This is a genomic window from Gottfriedia acidiceleris (genome assembly GCF_050457485.1).
GTDB lineage: Bacteria > Bacillota > Bacilli > Bacillales > Bacillaceae_G > Gottfriedia > Gottfriedia acidiceleris_D.
This window is the reverse complement of the sequence record NZ_JBCMJM010000009.1, coordinates 79,484-94,981: the sequence shown is the minus strand read 5'-3', so window position 1 is coordinate 94,981 and position 15,498 is coordinate 79,484. Positions and strand designations below refer to the sequence as shown.

16 protein-coding genes, 1 pseudogene and 1 other annotated feature are annotated in these 15,498 nt (G+C 31.3%); of the genes and pseudogenes, 15 read left to right on the top strand and 2 right to left on the bottom strand.

Annotation, left to right across the window (positions count from 1 at the left end):
- The first annotated feature begins 46 nt into the window (after positions 1-46).
- The 12 genes from ABEY15_RS11185 (at position 47) to ABEY15_RS11130 (ending at position 12,295) form a co-directional block, all read left to right on the top strand.
- The gene (locus ABEY15_RS11185) at positions 47-1,348 is read left to right on the top strand and encodes a bifunctional folylpolyglutamate synthase/dihydrofolate synthase (protein WP_429890160.1); all 1,302 of its coding nucleotides are present in this window, start codon (positions 47-49) and stop codon (positions 1,346-1,348) included.
- A 24-nt stretch (positions 1,349-1,372) separates the two neighbouring features.
- Positions 1,373-3,088 carry a sensor domain-containing diguanylate cyclase gene (locus tag ABEY15_RS11180; protein WP_429890159.1) on the top strand — a complete coding sequence of 572 codons (1,716 nt, stop codon included), beginning with the start codon at positions 1,373-1,375 and terminating at the stop codon, positions 3,086-3,088.
- A 172-nt stretch (positions 3,089-3,260) separates the two neighbouring features.
- A complete protein-coding gene (locus tag ABEY15_RS11175; RefSeq protein WP_429890158.1) occupies positions 3,261-4,229 on the top strand; it encodes a hypothetical protein in 969 nt (322 codons plus the stop codon).
- Between the two features lie 741 nt (positions 4,230-4,970).
- Entirely contained in the window at positions 4,971-5,531 is a 561-nt protein-coding gene (locus ABEY15_RS11170; protein WP_429890156.1) for a Maf family protein, read from the top strand.
- A 21-nt stretch (positions 5,532-5,552) separates the two neighbouring features.
- Positions 5,553-6,239 carry a RadC family protein gene (radC, locus tag ABEY15_RS11165; RefSeq protein WP_429890154.1) on the top strand — a complete coding sequence of 229 codons (687 nt, stop codon included), beginning with the start codon at positions 5,553-5,555 and terminating at the stop codon, positions 6,237-6,239.
- Between the two features lie 135 nt (positions 6,240-6,374).
- Positions 6,375-7,415 (top strand): rod shape-determining protein, encoded by a 1,041-nt coding sequence (locus ABEY15_RS11160; protein ID WP_331220757.1) that lies wholly within the window; start codon positions 6,375-6,377, stop codon positions 7,413-7,415.
- A gap of 174 nt (positions 7,416-7,589) precedes the next feature.
- A complete protein-coding gene (gene mreC / locus ABEY15_RS11155; protein WP_429890153.1) occupies positions 7,590-8,444 on the top strand; it encodes a rod shape-determining protein MreC in 855 nt (284 codons plus the stop codon).
- A gap of 7 nt (positions 8,445-8,451) precedes the next feature.
- Positions 8,452-8,970, top strand: coding sequence for a rod shape-determining protein MreD (gene mreD / locus ABEY15_RS11150; protein WP_429890152.1), 519 nt, complete (start codon positions 8,452-8,454; stop codon positions 8,968-8,970).
- A 47-nt stretch (positions 8,971-9,017) separates the two neighbouring features.
- Positions 9,018-9,704 carry a septum site-determining protein MinC gene (gene minC / locus ABEY15_RS11145; protein WP_088014420.1) on the top strand — a complete coding sequence of 229 codons (687 nt, stop codon included), beginning with the start codon at positions 9,018-9,020 and terminating at the stop codon, positions 9,702-9,704.
- Between the two features lie 2 nt (positions 9,705-9,706).
- On the top strand, positions 9,707-10,501 hold the full coding sequence (minD, locus tag ABEY15_RS11140) for a septum site-determining protein MinD (RefSeq protein ID WP_056472557.1): 795 nt from the start codon (positions 9,707-9,709) through the stop codon (positions 10,499-10,501).
- 170 nt (positions 10,502-10,671) lie between these two features.
- Entirely contained in the window at positions 10,672-11,442 is a 771-nt protein-coding gene (locus tag ABEY15_RS11135) for a M23 family metallopeptidase (protein WP_335484101.1), read from the top strand.
- On the top strand, positions 11,435-12,295 hold the full coding sequence (locus ABEY15_RS11130) for a site-2 protease family protein (RefSeq protein ID WP_429890151.1): 861 nt from the start codon (positions 11,435-11,437) through the stop codon (positions 12,293-12,295). Before ABEY15_RS11135 ends, ABEY15_RS11130 begins: the two co-directional genes overlap by 8 nt.
- Before the next feature lie 153 nt (positions 12,296-12,448).
- Here the strand turns inward: ABEY15_RS11130 and ABEY15_RS11125 are convergent.
- Together ABEY15_RS11125 and ABEY15_RS11120 are read right to left on the bottom strand one after the other, a co-directional pair.
- Positions 12,449-12,829, bottom strand: a pseudogene (locus ABEY15_RS11125) (glycosyltransferase family A protein); the annotation flags it as partial.
- A 12-nt stretch (positions 12,830-12,841) separates the two neighbouring features.
- Positions 12,842-13,015 carry a hypothetical protein gene (locus ABEY15_RS11120; RefSeq protein WP_429890150.1) on the bottom strand — a complete coding sequence of 58 codons (174 nt, stop codon included), beginning with the start codon at positions 13,013-13,015 and terminating at the stop codon, positions 12,842-12,844.
- 203 nt (positions 13,016-13,218) lie between these two features.
- Between ABEY15_RS11120 and ABEY15_RS11115 the strand changes: the two genes are divergently transcribed.
- From ABEY15_RS11115 to ABEY15_RS11105, 3 genes are all read left to right on the top strand, one after another.
- A complete protein-coding gene (locus tag ABEY15_RS11115; RefSeq protein ID WP_429890149.1) occupies positions 13,219-14,676 on the top strand; it encodes an Rne/Rng family ribonuclease in 1,458 nt (485 codons plus the stop codon).
- 61 nt (positions 14,677-14,737) lie between these two features.
- Positions 14,738-14,815, top strand: a sequence feature (ribosomal protein L21 leader region).
- Between the two features lie 13 nt (positions 14,816-14,828).
- Positions 14,829-15,137, top strand: coding sequence for a 50S ribosomal protein L21 (gene rplU / locus ABEY15_RS11110; RefSeq protein ID WP_025672164.1), 309 nt, complete (start codon positions 14,829-14,831; stop codon positions 15,135-15,137).
- A 9-nt stretch (positions 15,138-15,146) separates the two neighbouring features.
- Positions 15,147-15,482, top strand: coding sequence for a ribosomal-processing cysteine protease Prp (locus ABEY15_RS11105; protein ID WP_429890148.1), 336 nt, complete (start codon positions 15,147-15,149; stop codon positions 15,480-15,482).
- The last annotated feature ends 16 nt before the right edge of the window (positions 15,483-15,498 follow it).

Genomic DNA, 15,498 nt, shown 5'->3' with positions numbered 1-15,498 from the left:
AATTGAGTTAATGATTCGTCGTTTTTACTATAAAGGTAGGGTTAAGATGGTTAATACATATGAGGAAGCATTGAAATGGATGTATAACAGAACAAAATTTGGCATTGTACCTGGACTAAAAAGAATGGAAGAAATGCTAGTTAGACTAGGAAATCCTCAGCTAAATGTCAAAGCAATTCATGTCGCAGGAACGAATGGAAAAGGCTCTACAATTACTTTCCTTCAAAGTATTTTATTAGATGCAGGGTATACTGTCGGAACTTTTACATCACCATATATATTAGATTATCGTGAACAAATCATGTTCTGCGGTGAAATGATTAGTGAACAAGAATTTATTCAACTAGTAAACTGTATGATTCCAGTTGTTGAAGAAGTTGAACAGTTACCTTGTGGTGCTCCAACTGAATTTGAAATCATTACAACAATGGCTTTTTACTTTTTCGGTAAAATAAAAGAACATGACATATTTTTAGTAGAAGCTGGTTTAGGTGGGTTAGAGGATTGCACAAATGTAATGACACCTTTAATTAGTATTATTACGAGTATTGGCCATGATCATCAACAAATTCTTGGTGAAACAATAGAAGAAATCACTAAGCATAAGGCAGGAATTATTAAAAAGCGAATTCCAATTGTTACAGCAGAATTGAAAGAAAACGCTTTAACGATTATTCAAAATGCTGCAATCAAAAATGAAGCTGATTATTTTGAATATGGAAAGCATTTTTTTGCTTCTCCTTTGAAAGATTCACTTTATGAAAAGTTTAATTACAAAGGTAATGACAGGCTAATTGATCATATTGAGTTATCAATGCTTGGAAACCATCAAATTAGGAATGCTTCTTGCGCAATCTGTGTTGTTCAATTATTACAAAATAAATATGGAATGAAGTTTAGTGAAGATAATATCAAAAGAGGATTAAAAATAGCTCAAAAAGCAGGTAGATTAGAACGAATAGCTTCTAATCCTGTCATTTATATTGATGGTGCACATAATGTTGAAGGAATTAAAAGTTTAGTGGAGACGATGAATAACCGTTTTCTTGATAAGGAAATAAGGATTGTGTTCTCTGCCTTGAAAGATAAAAATGCCCGAGAGATGTTAAAAGAATTACGAGAAATAACAAATAATATTGTAATGACAACTTTTGATTTTCCTAGAGCGATGAATAAAGACGAATTAATTTCGAATGCTAATACACTTAATATAAAATATGAAAGTGATTTATCTATTGCAATCGATAAGAATATAAAGGATATACAGGAAAACGAGATATTGTTAATAACCGGTTCTTTATATTTTATCTCAGTAGTGAGAAGATATTTGCTAAAAAAATTCGCTTAGAATTGTAAAGGAGGGCCCATAGTCTTGATTAGTAAGCATAGTAATAGGTTGATTTGGATTGCATGGATTGTACTAATGCCTATCATATTTTATTATGCTAATATGGTTAGCCCTCTTAGACATATAGATCGTTCAAATTTTTTAATTATAATCGCATTATTTCTAATTGTAGCCAATATGCCGATTAAAATTAATGATGCTACATTTTCTTTTATTTTTGGAATATCAATTTTGGTTTTTTTATCTTATGGTTTAGTTGCAGAACTTTTAATAAGTCAATTAGCCTATTCGATTCTGTATATAAGATTGAGTATTACGAAAAAAACCCTCTACCGAATGCCGCTTAATTCGTTAATGTTTGCATTATGTTCTATTGGAAGTGCACTTCTTTATTATTTAGTTGGGGGAAAGATTGAACCTACTGGGACTAAAGAAATATTGAACAGCTTAATTCCAATCCTCATTTACACACTTGCATCTTTTTGGATTAATCAAATCGTTATTTATTTTATTACGATTCACTTGTATAAAAGAGAAATGAAATTAATTAATAGAGAATTTAAGTGGGATTTGTTTATCTATCTATTAATGTATCCAATCGGAATAAGTCTATATTTAATGTTAGAGACAAAAGGATATATTACGATAATTTACATAACTATTTACTATATTATCTTAATGATTATTTTAAACTCTTTATCCTCTGCTTTAAATATGAACAAATATTTAAAGCAAACGATGAAAATAAGTCAAAAACTGTCTCAAAGAATGGAAGAAGAGGAAGTAATCGATGAGTTTTTTGAACAATTAACTACTTTAATTCCAGTTTCATATGGAAATTTATGTATAGTTGAAGATAAATCGCTTAAATTAAAAAGATATTTTCAAAATAAATGTGATGAAAAAATATTTAGTTGTCCTTACTTTGATACGCTTGATGGCTCAATATCTAAAAAAGTATTTTTTGAAAAAAGAAGATATAATTTTAACAGACGATCACAATGGTACACAAATGATCATTTGAAATTTTTAGAAGCAGAAAGTTTATTATCAATCCCTGTTATAAAAAATCAAGAAGTAGTTGGTGTACTCACAATTGCATCAGAACAAAAAAATGCTTTTAAAAAATACCAAGTAGTTCTAATCGAAATACTTGCATTATATCTCGCAATTGCGGTTGAAAATGCAAGGTTTTACTTACAAACAAAAATCAGAAGTGAAACCGATTCTTTAACCGGCTTATATAATTTTGAATATCTCGAATCTAAAATTAAAGATGAATTTGACCGGTTGAAAGCATTCAAGATAAAGTCAATTTCATTACTTCTAATTGATTTAGATTATTTTAAAAGAGTGAATGACCGATACGGTCATCAAGCAGGTAATGAAGTATTATTTGAAGTTGCAAGACGGATTAAACTGGTAGTGAATCAATGTGGTTTAGTTGCTCGTTTTGGTGGAGAAGAATTTTCAGTACTGCTCGTAAATCATAGTGAAAAAGAAACATATGATTTAGCAGAAGAAATTAGAAAATCTCTTGAAATTATTCCATTTTACATTACAAATCATATGACTAACGAAGATCAACAAATTAAATTAACAGTAACAGCAAGTATAGGTGCAGCTGTTGCACCATTTGTGGCGACAGAACCGTCAGACTTAATTCGATGTGCAGACAGAGCTATGTATTCAAAAGCAAAAAATGCTGGAAGAAATAAAGTGGCAATGTATAGCAAATAACCACCGGGAAATCCTACGGTGGTTATTTATTTATGTAGATAAAAAATGAGCAAGTTTTTGTAATTTTTTGTTGCACGATACCTGTTTGCCCTCGACAAATGTCGGCGTGTTTTTCTGGAATTATATGTTAGTATTTTTTTACGTTTTAAAATAAAGTAGTAGGAGGATTCATATGGACAAGTCCTCAAAGATATCAATTAAAATTAATGGCGAGGAAAAAGCGTTTGAAGAAGGTGCCGTGACTTCCCAGGATCAGGTAGAGGAGAAGAACGGGGAATTTGGATGGGTTTTACCAACTCCTGATGGGTTAGGGAAAAAAGTAATCGTTTTAGATGATGTTAAAAAGAAGAAAAAGATTAAGCCAGAGCAAAAGGTGAAGGAGAAAAAGAAGATTTCTTTTTTCACAAAGAAGTCACCTTCGAAAAGTATTATTATTTCTATTATAGGTGCAAGTTTAATAGGACTATGTTTTGGGTTTGTATTTTTAGGTATATTTAAACAATCAAAGCCAGATGCACTTACCCCAACTAAAAATAGTGTATCGGTTTCTGGTACTGCAACGAATCAAGTACAAATGAAGATTCCAGCAGTGAAGTTTGATCTGGCACAAGTTGGAATGTATAAAAGTATGGAATCAGCGAAGAAAAATGAAAAAGAAGTATCTACAAATGGCTTTACCCCTGTCATTTATGAAAAAAATAATAATTTTTTCGTCGTTATTGCTTTGAGCGGGAAAGATAGCACGTTTTTAGCAGATGAAGTGAAGAGAAAGTTAAAAAGTACTTATTTAAAAGAAGAAACAGTTGGTGGGCAAGTATATAAAGGCCCAAAACAATCAGTAGATATGTATAAAGCTGAAGTGGAAACATTTAATTTTATGTTATCGTACTTAACAGATCAAAACTTTAATAATGAAAAACAACTTGAACAAATAAGCTCAACGATGTTAATTTTGAGTAAGCAAAAAGATTATATTAAAAATAAGCAATTACTAAGCGGACTTAAGCATTTACAAAACATTGAAAAAGTAATGTCCTCAAACAGTAAGCAAAATCTAAATAAAGTAACCCAATCAGTCCAATATGACATGTTATCCTTATTTAAAATATTAAAAGAACAAAAAAATACACTGACAAATTAAATTTTGTTAGTGTATTTTTAGTTTGTTGAAATATAAAACGGTCAATATAGTAAACGTACTCTATGTGAACATTTATTCATGATTAAATTATCATTTTTTGATGATTTATTCTTGATTTTAAATTTTAATATGTTTGAGCAATTTATTTATTTCAACAACACTAGTAATTTTTTTTTTGAAGTTAAAAATATTATGAGCTAATTAAAAAAACAAATTCGATTTATTAGATTATAAATTAATGTTAGTTATTATTTGACTACAAACAGTTTATTAAACAACTGTTATGTTACTCTAATTAAAGGCTATTTGATTAGGTTTTATTGCAGACTTATTTTGATGAATAAGTTGATTGNNCTACTCCTTTACGAAAATTTGATAATAAATTTGAAGATTATTTTTTAGCAGCGTGAATGCACTGACAAATAATTTTTGTTATTGTATTTTTTATTACAAATAAAATGAAAGAAATTAATATTTATCATTAAAAACTTCTTATTGTAATTTATATCTATTCAAATTTTAAGCAAATTTTATTCCGAAAAGACTGGGTTTGGACATAAAATATTTAAAAATGAAATTTTATTATTAGAGTATTTTAATACTTAACAAAACTTTCATTTTTATTACATTTTAATAACGAATAGGCAACGAAAAGTGTTTTTTACTAATTTGTGTTATAGTGATTATCTGGGTAGGATAGTCATGTATCCTTCCTTTTAAAAAAAATAATAGGTGAATAAAATGAAAAAACTTATATTAGCCTCTGCATCTCCTCGAAGAAAAGAACTTCTTAGCATGTTAAATATCCCTTTTATCATTGAAACTAGTGATGTTGAAGAAGTAATGGAGCAGAACTTACAGTCTTCTGAGATAGTAATGAAATTGGCGGAAGAAAAAGCTATAGATGTATCCAATAAATTTCCAAATGCAGTAGTAATCGGTGCTGATACGATCGTTACTTATAATGATAAAAAACTAGGTAAGCCAACCTCAAAAGAAGATGCATTTGCCATGTTAAAAATGCTATCTGGAAAAACACACGAGGTTTTTACTGGAGTTTCAATTATTAATGAAGGTAAAAGTAGTAGCTTTTATCAATGTACAAAAATTACCTTTAGTGAACTAAGTGATCAAGAAATAATTGATTATATCGATACTAATGAACCGATGGATAAAGCTGGTTCTTACGGCATACAAGGATATGGCGGAACATTTGTAGAGAAAATTGACGGCGACTATTATTCTGTTGTTGGACTTCCGATCAATAAAGTTAAGAAAAAACTAAGAGAACTAAATTTCTAACTTTTGATTTGAGGTGATACTTTGTCAAATTCGCTTCTCATTAAAGATTTTCCGAAAGATGAAAGGCCAAGAGAGCGATTGTTAAAATTTGGTCCTGGTAGTTTGTCTAACCAGGATTTACTTGCGATTTTATTAAGGACTGGGACAAAAAATGAATCGGTTTTAAAAGTTTCAAACGAACTTTTATTGAAATTTGATGGACTAAGATTATTAATGAATGCGTCTGTTGAAGAAATATCAAATATTAAAGGGATCGGTGAAGCGAAAGCTATACAGTTAATTGCTGCCTTTGAATTAGGAAAAAGGATTAACCGTCTTCAATATGACGAAAGATTTATGATTAAAAGTCCAGATGATTGTGCTAAATTTATGATGGATGAAATGCGATTTCTTGAACAAGAGCATTTTGTATGTTTATACTTAAATACGAAAAATCAAGTTATTGCCCGTGAAACTATTTTTAAAGGTAGTTTAAATGCTTCAATCGTCCATCCTCGTGAAGTTTTTAAAGAAGCTTTTCGTAGATCTGCAAGCTCGATTATTTGTTTACACAATCATCCAAGTGGGGATCCAACTCCAAGTCGAGAAGATATCGAAGTAACAAAACGATTAGTTGAATGTGGAAAAATAATTGGAATTGAATTACTAGACCATATCATAATTGGTGAACATAAGTATGTCAGTTTAAAAGAAAAAGGTTACGTTTAAGGGTGTTCATTAGTAGCTAATTGTTTTATAATGTAAGTTATGGATAAAAACCTGTTATTTACTAACGATAAGAGAATATAGTATAGATACTTTAAATATGAATTTAAGTTGTACGTTTTAGAAAGGAAGATACATATGTTTGGATTAGGTGGATTTACTCGTGATTTAGGAATAGACTTAGGTACTGCGAATACTTTAGTCTTTGTAAAAGGAAAAGGAATAGTAGTTAGAGAACCTTCTGTTGTTGCTTTAAGGACGGATACGAAACAAATTGTTGCTGTAGGTAATTCAGCAAAACTAATGATTGGTCGTACTCCAGGAAATGTTGTTGCAACTAGACCAATGAAAGATGGTGTAATTGCTGATTTTGAAACAACAGCAACAATGATGAAACACTATATTGATCAAGCTCAAAAAAGTAACGGATTTTTCTCACGTAAACCTTACGTAATGGTATGTGTACCATCAGGTATTACTGCTGTTGAAAAAAGAGCCGTTATCGATGCAACAAGACAAGCGGGTGCACGTGATGCATTCTTAATTGAAGAACCTTTTGCAGCAGCAATTGGTGCTAATTTACCGGTTATGGAACCAACTGGAAGTATGGTTGTTGATATTGGTGGAGGAACAACTGAAGTTGCAATTATCTCATTAGGTGGTATCGTTACAAGTCAATCGATTCGTACTGCCGGTGATGATATGGACGAAGCGATCATTCAATATATTAAAAAGAACTATAACTTATCAATTGGTGAACGAACTGCCGAACAGTTAAAGCTTGAAATTGGTTCAGCTATCAAAACTGAATCAGATGAACAAATGGATATTCGTGGTCGTGATTTAATTTCAGGTTTACCTAAAACTATTACAATCCATGGTGAAGAAATTGCAACAGCATTAAGTGATACAGTTGCGGCAATTGTTGAATCTGTAAAAAACACCTTAGAGAAAACGCCACCTGAATTAGCAGCAGACATTATTGATCGTGGAATCGTACTTACAGGCGGTGGAGCACTTCTTCGTAATATTGATAAAGTAATTGCTCAAGAAACAAATATGCCTGTAATAGTTGCAGAAGACCCTCTTGACTGTGTTGCAATGGGTACAGGTAAAGCGTTAGATAATATCGATATTTTCAAAAAGAATTTTGGTGCAAATTCAAATCAATATCGATAAAATTGAATGGAAAATGTTTTAAAAAATAAGCTAGTTTTCTAAAAAAGTGAACTTCTATATAAGTTCTTTAATAAGAAGATTAGTTAAAATTTGTAATCCTCACTACAATTAGTGAGGATTACATTCATGAAATCGTTAGAACAAAAAGTTGAATTGTTATAAGAGGGTGTAAGAATGCCACAATTTTTTCAAAATAAACGTTTAATGATTGTCTTAGCTGCTATTATCTTACTAGTGGCACTTCTAGGTTATTCTTTAAGAAGTAATAGAAACCTTTCAATTCCTGAGCAGTTTATTAAAGATACAGTAAGTTTGACTGAAAAAGTATTTAATAAGCCCGCACAACTTATTGCGGGTTTATTTAATAATATGGCGGACTTAAAAGATACATATGATGAAAATCAAGTTTTGAAAAGTAAGCTCGATAAATATGTTGAATTATCTGTACGTGAGAAAGCATTAGAAAAAGAAAATAAAGAATTAAAAGACATGATTGGAATCAAAAAAAGCTTAAGTGATTATGATACATTTCAAGCTACAGTAACAATAAGAGATCCGGATAAATGGCAACAAATCATTACCATAGATAAAGGATCAATAAGTGGAATTGAAAAAGAAATGGCAGTTATCACTTCTAAAGGCTTAATTGGTAAAGTTAAAAATGTTTCTAAATTTTCATCAACTGTACAATTATTAAGTTCTTCAGATCGTACAAATAGAATTTCTGCTAAAATTCAGCAAAAAGATACGGTTTTTGGTTTGATAGAAGGTTATGATGTTGAGAAACAAGCTTTATTATTCAAACGAATTCCTTCAAATGCAAAAGTAAAAAAAGGACAAATAGTTGTGACTTCAGGTCTTGGTGGTGTTTTCCCAGCTAATCTACCAATAGGTAAAGTTGAGGAAGTTGTGCCTGATGAACATGGGCTAACTCAAACAGCCTATATTAAACCGCAAGCAGATTTTAATGACATAAATCATGTACTAGCTGTTAAGCGTTCAATTGATCAGTTACAGAAAGGAGAGTAATTAGTAAATGAGTAAGTATGGTTTACCTCTCCTTTTAACATTTCTGTTTATTTTAGAAAATATTTATGTATCAACTGTATCGCCTAACATTCTTGGTCATAATGCGATAATTGTTCCACATTTTTTATTTTTTGGTTTATTATTTATTACATTATATTACAATCCGAAGAAGGCACTTATTTATGGTGTTATCTTTGGATTCATTTATGATATTGTTTATACAGAGATTATAGGTATATATTTAGCTGCTTTTCCGTTATTTATCTTTTTAATAAGTCAAGCAATTAAAATACTTTACGCGAATTTATTCGTTCGAAGTATTCTTGTTATAATATGGACAGCAGCCTTAGAATATTTAGTATACGGATTAAATGCGTTGTTCGGATTTACTAATATGAATAATACATACTTCTTGAATCATCGATTATTTCCGACATTATTACTGAATGCACTATTTATATTAATTTTTGCATATCCTTTCTCATCATTATTAAGAACGATTAGTGAAAATAATGAGGAAAAATAAAGGATTTTTCGGGTGCATGTCGAATTATACAATCGGGGTGAACACTTATCATGGAACAGAGGCAACAATATGTTACAATAAAAGGAACGAAAGATGGTCTAACACTGCACCTCGATGATACATGTTCTTTTCAAATTTTAGTAGATGAAATTGAAGAAAGACTGTCTACCCACTTGTTTGAGAGCAATGATCGTCCCTTACTTGCAGTTCGTTTAAAAATAGGAAATCGTTTTCTATCTCCCGAACAAGATGAAATTATTCGTTCAATTGTTCGTAAAAAGAATAATCTTGTGGTTGAAACAATCGAAAGTAATGTGATTTCGAAGCAAGAAGCTATTGAATGGATGAAAAGGGAGGAAATTGTACCTATTTGTAGAATGGTAAGATCCGGTCAGATTCTCCAAGTGAAAGGTGATTTACTGTTAATCGGTGATGTTAACCCAGGTGGAACTGTTATTGCGGGTGGAAATATCTTTATTATGGGTGCACTAAGAGGTACTGCTCATGCCGGCTTTAATGGTAATAAGGAGGCAGTTATTGCGGCATCAATAATGAGACCAATGCAGTTGAGAATTTGCAGCATAATGAACAGAGCACCGGATCATTATGGTGATGAAGGCAATGAGATGGAATGCGCGTATATAAACGAAGACAGCCAAATCATTGTCGATCGCATTCAATTTCTGACTCATCTTAGACCTAGTTTGACAAGGTTAGAAAGGGGCATGATGTAACTGTGGGAGAGGCTATAGTAATTACATCTGGTAAAGGTGGAGTTGGTAAAACAACTACATCAGCAAATTTAGGAACAGCATTAGCGATGTTTGGAAAAAAAGTGTGCTTAATTGACACTGATATCGGCCTACGTAACTTAGACGTTGTCATGGGATTAGAAAACCGCATCGTCTATGATTTAGTGGACGTTGTTGAAGGTCGCTGTAAAACGCATCAGGCATTAATAAAGGATAAGCGTTTTGAATGCTTATATTTATTACCTGCTGCACAAACAAGCGATAAAACTGCTGTTTCTCCTGAACAAATGAGAGAGCTTGTTGATGAATTAAAAAAAGACTATGATTATATATTAATAGACTGCCCTGCTGGTATTGAGCAAGGATATAAAAATGCAGTAGCAGGTGCAGATAAAGCGATCGTTGTCACAACTCCTGAAGTTTCTTCAATTCGTGATGCAGATCGTATTATTGGATTATTAGATCAAGAGGATATTGAGCCTCCTAAACTAGTAATCAATCGTATTAGAAGTCATATGATGGAAAATAGAGATAGCTTAGATGTTGATGAAATTACTTCAATGTTAGCTGTAGATTTAATTGGTATTGTCCAAGATGATGAAAACGTTATTAAGGCAACTAATAGTGGTGAACCTGTAGCGATGAATCCAAATTCAAAAGCTTCTATTGCATATAGAAATATTGCAAGAAGAGTGCTAGGGGAATCTGTACCATTACAATCATTAGAAACTGAAAAGAGTATTTTCTTTAAAGTGAAAAAATTATTTGGTATCCGATAACACTTCGTAAAAAGCGAAGTGTTTTTCTTTTTTCTATTTTTCAAATTTCCTCTTTAATCACCTCCAAAATCCTGTCTAATACCTTTGTCCACTTTTCAAATTATCTACTCATAAGTTGTCCTATAGATTCATATAAATTAAATAACTAGGTTGCGAGGAGAGGTGACACTTTGAGTAAGCGCGTAGATGATATAAGAAAGCGGATTGCTAAACGGCGTGAACAAGAAGAAAAATGGGGAAATCCGAATCAATTGATGAGCAAATTTCCGGTAAAAGAAGTGCAAAATACTGAGGGCGGATACACTTATACTTATGATGATTTGGTAGAAGAGCAAGGTAAGAAAATAATGAATAACTCTAACTTTATGTTTAGAAGTTTATTATGCGCGATTATTGTACTAGCTTTAGCCATCATCTTAAAAAGTAACTCACCTATGGCATCTCAAGTTCGGCATGGTCTTTCACAAGTTTATGAAAGTGAATTTCAGTTTGCTTCATTACAGAAATGGTATGAAGATCGGTTTGGTAGTCCTATTGCTTTTTTACCGCAATTAAATGATCAAAAAGAGAATGTTGGAAATGATAATTATGCTGTTCCTGCAAGTGGTAAAGTACTGCAAAGTTTTAAAACGGACGGCCAAGGGATATTGATTCAAACTGAAGCTAACCAAAAAGTAGAGTCAATCAAAAAAGGTCGAGTACTTTTTGTAGGAAAGAAAGATAATTTAGGGAATACGGTCATTATTCAACACGCCGATGGTTCAGAATCTTGGTACGGAAAATTAGGAACAACTAATGTAAAAGTTTATGACGAAGTGGATAGTAAAAAGGTTATCGGAACGGTATCATCCAATGATGAAGGGAATCTAGGTACTTATTATTTCGCAATTAAAATGGGGGAAAAATTTATAGATCCGAAACAGGTGATTCCATTTGAATAAATGGCTAACTCTTCCTTCCAAAATTTCAGTTCATCCACTGTATTTATTAATTGCATGTATTGGTATTATGACAGCTAATTTTTGGTCAGTATTGTTTGTATCAATTATAATTTTCTGCCACGAATTAGGTCACGCCATTGCTGCTACTTCATTTAATTGGAGAATAAATAAAATTACGCTACTTCCGTTTGGGGGAGTTGTAGATCTTGATGAACATGGAAATCGACCGACTTACGAGGAGTTTATTGTTACAATTTCTGGCCCCATTCAACATTTAACTTTATATATAATCGCTAACTTCCTATTTCAAATGAATTTAATGCCTGAAAACCTCTATACACTTTTTATCAATTACAATCTTAGTATTCTTTGTTTTAATTTATTACCAATATGGCCATTAGACGGAGGGAAATTAATCTATCAGTTATTTTCATTGATCTTTCCTTTCGTTAGAGCTCATATATATAGCTTGTACTCATCTTTTGTATTTTTATTGTTATCCTCATTACTTACAATCATAATTCAGCCTATGAATATTACAATTTGGATTTGTCTATTATTTTTAATCGTTTCCTTATGGGGTGAGTGGAAAAATAGGCATTTTGTTGTTATACGTTTTTTAATGGAACGGTTTTATGGAAACGAACAATATATCCAAAAAATCAAATCGATCTCCTTGAATAAAGAAACAAAATTATTTCAAGTTTTTTCTAACTTTCAAAAAGGATATAAATACAACGTCGTCTTTACTCTTGATAAAAAAAATCAACAAATGTTAGATGAAAATGAATTATTACATGCTTACTTTACTGAGAAGAAAGCAACCTACTCGCTTGAAGAATTAATTAGTTAGATTTCATTTATTTTATACACTTCTATAAACTGAGATGGCTTGATATGAAGCCATCTTTATAGTGTTGAAAATTAAATGAGTCAGTCCAATAGCAAACAAAAAAAGATGGTCTCTAGGTGAGGCCATTTTTTAATTAAATATATTTAATTCTTACTATACATACCACGAGGAGTCTTTTGGAATATAGTCATAGTAATACAATATAGAAGGGATCCTTTTCTGAATGATTATATCGTTTGAAACTCGTCTGCCCCATTCATCGTCTTCTCCAAAACTGATATTAAGAAATTTATGTGCCGAAGCAATCTTTTTTGAATAGCACATTAAATGATTTGGTTTTCGATAATAATAATTTCCATCTTCCCCATGTGCAAACTCTTTCCCATATTTACAAACTTTAGAAAATTGGTTATTAAAATTTACTAAAACGTCAAATACAATACAGTCAACATTTGGCGTTTCGTTGATTGCTAAGCACAATAATTCGATATAATTTGGTTCTATCCGATCATCGTCATCTATAAAAACTACATAATCTCCTTTTGCTTACTCAATTAGAACATTTCTTTTTTCACCAATGCTTCTTTTTTTATTTTCTAAAAGTACTAATATTTCAACTGGATATGTTTTACTTTGTTTATCTAATTCATTAATAATTTTATTTAAATACCCCATTCTTTCGGGGACGGTTGGAATAAGAATTGATAGAATTATATCCATATAATCGCTCCTATCTAAATCGAGATTAAGTAAAAGAAAGGGTAAAATAACGTTTCTTTAAAGAAGAAAGTAAGAGAAATCTTAATATAATATTCAATTAATATTCATGTGAGTAGACTAACTAATCAAATTGTATTAACTAGCTTTTTTCTATTTAAATGAATAAAATGTGATAGATACTATACATAGTTAGGAAGATGAATTTGAAGAAAGTTATTATGAATGTAAAACATTCAGAGAAAAGAATTGCTGTAACTGAAAATGACCAGCTAGTTGAATGGTTTTCTTCTGCAGACCAAAATACATATGTAGGAAATATATATGTAGGACAAATCCAAGAAGTAATGCCGAAATTAAATGCAATTTTTGTAAATATTGGTTTAAATAAAAATGGTTTTATGAGATTCGAAGATACAATCGAGGGTAAAGAATCTGAAATCAATAAAGACGAATTAATAAGAAAAAAGTTCCAAAAAGGACAATATATTTTGGTACAAGTAATAAAAGATGCGTTTGATGAGAAAGGTCCTAAGCTTACAAATAATCTTGAGTTCTCTGGTGATTACGTTGTATATTTCCCTCTTACAAAACAAGTTGCTGTTTCAAATAAAATAAAAAAAGAATCGAAACGAAATAAATTATACTCATTAGGCCGAGATTACACTAGTGAGAATGAGGGGCTAATTTTCAGATCTTCATGTGAAAATGCTGAATCAGATGTGATTTTAAATGAGTTAAAAGGCTTTCAAACATTTTATGATTCATTAAAAAATCAAAGCTTTAAAAAAATCACATGTGTATGGGAAGCGAATTCCTTGTTTACTAAGTTTTTTAAATTACATCCTAAAGATACAATCAGTGAATTAATCATTGATGATTTAGCTGCTTATAAAAATTATTTGCCTGAAGATCTTCAAATAATTAGTTATAGAGGAAATGAAAATATTTTTGTGGCATTTAAAATTGAAGAACAAATAGAGAAATCTTTTAAACAAATTGTATGGTTAAAAAATGGTTCATTTCTACTAATCGAGCAAACTGAAGCTATGACAGTGATCGATGTAAATACAGGTAAATTTAGCGGGAAAAATAATCGTGAAGAAACTGTTTATCATACAAATCAATTAGCTGCAATTGAGATTGTTCGCCAATTAAGGCTTCGTGATATTGGTGGAATGATTATTATTGATTTTATAAATATGAAGTCCGTTGAACAGCAAAAAAATATAGGCGATCAATTAAAGGAAGCCTTTAAAAATGATCGAGCATATACAAAGCTATTTGGATTTTCTGATCTTGGTTTATTTGAACTAACACGTAAAAGAACTGCTCATTCACATATCGAAGCAACACATCAAAAGTGCCCTGAGTGTAATGGGAGTGGGCTTGTAAAAAACACAGTTCAGACTGTTTTTGAGTTAGAAAGAGCGCTTTGGGAGCTCTCAACAAGTCGTGATATTGAGGCTTTACTTGTTGAATGTAGTGAGGATGTCGCAAAAGCGTTAAATGGAGATCAGAATAATCATGTACAAAGATTAGAAAAAGCAATGTTTATAAAAATCTGTTTAAAAATTATATCTTCAAAAACACCATTTTATAATATAGTTAGAACTGGTACGACCAAGGAAATAACAAGCTATTTAGAAACAGTCATTAACTGAAGTAGTTGTTGACATTCGACATGCCCCGTGGTAACATCATAATGTTATTGTTTGTAGCGCACCCGTGCTACAACCGCGCATAATAGGTATTAAATTGCTATTTTTAGCATGCCTATTGGTGGCGAGTCTTAGACTATTGAGGAGGTGCAATTATGTACGCAATTATTGAAACTGGTGGTAAACAAATCAAAGTTGAAGAAGGTCAAGCAATCTACATCGAAAAACTTGATACTAACGCAGGTGAAACTGTAACATTCGACAAAGTTTTATTCGTAGGTGGCGAAAACATCAAAGTTGGTAGCCCAACTGTTGAAGGAGCTACTGTAACTGCAAAAGTTGAAAAGAACGGTAAAGCTAAAAAGATTCTTGTATTCAAATACAAATCTAAAAAGAACTACCGTCGTAAGCAAGGTCATCGTCAACCTTACACTAAAGTTGTTATCGAAAAAATCAACGCTTAATTTTAAGTAATGACTAAAATAACAATTGAACGTTTAAAAGATGGACGTATAGGTTCCTTTAAAATAAGTGGACATGCATTTTTTTCTGATGCTGGGACTGACATTGTTTGTGCCGGTATATCAGCAGTTTCAGTAGGAACTGTAAATGCTTTGGAAGCAATTTGTCGTATAGATTCCGAATTAAATACAGTAATTGATGATAAGAAAGGTTTCTTGAAGTATCAATTACCGATTGATTTAAATGAAGATAATATGCAAAAAGCGCAACTTATCCTTGAAGCGATGATCGTATCTTTACAAACTATCGCTGCAAGTTACGGTGACTATGTCACTATAAACGAGTAAAACAGGAGGTGTAACC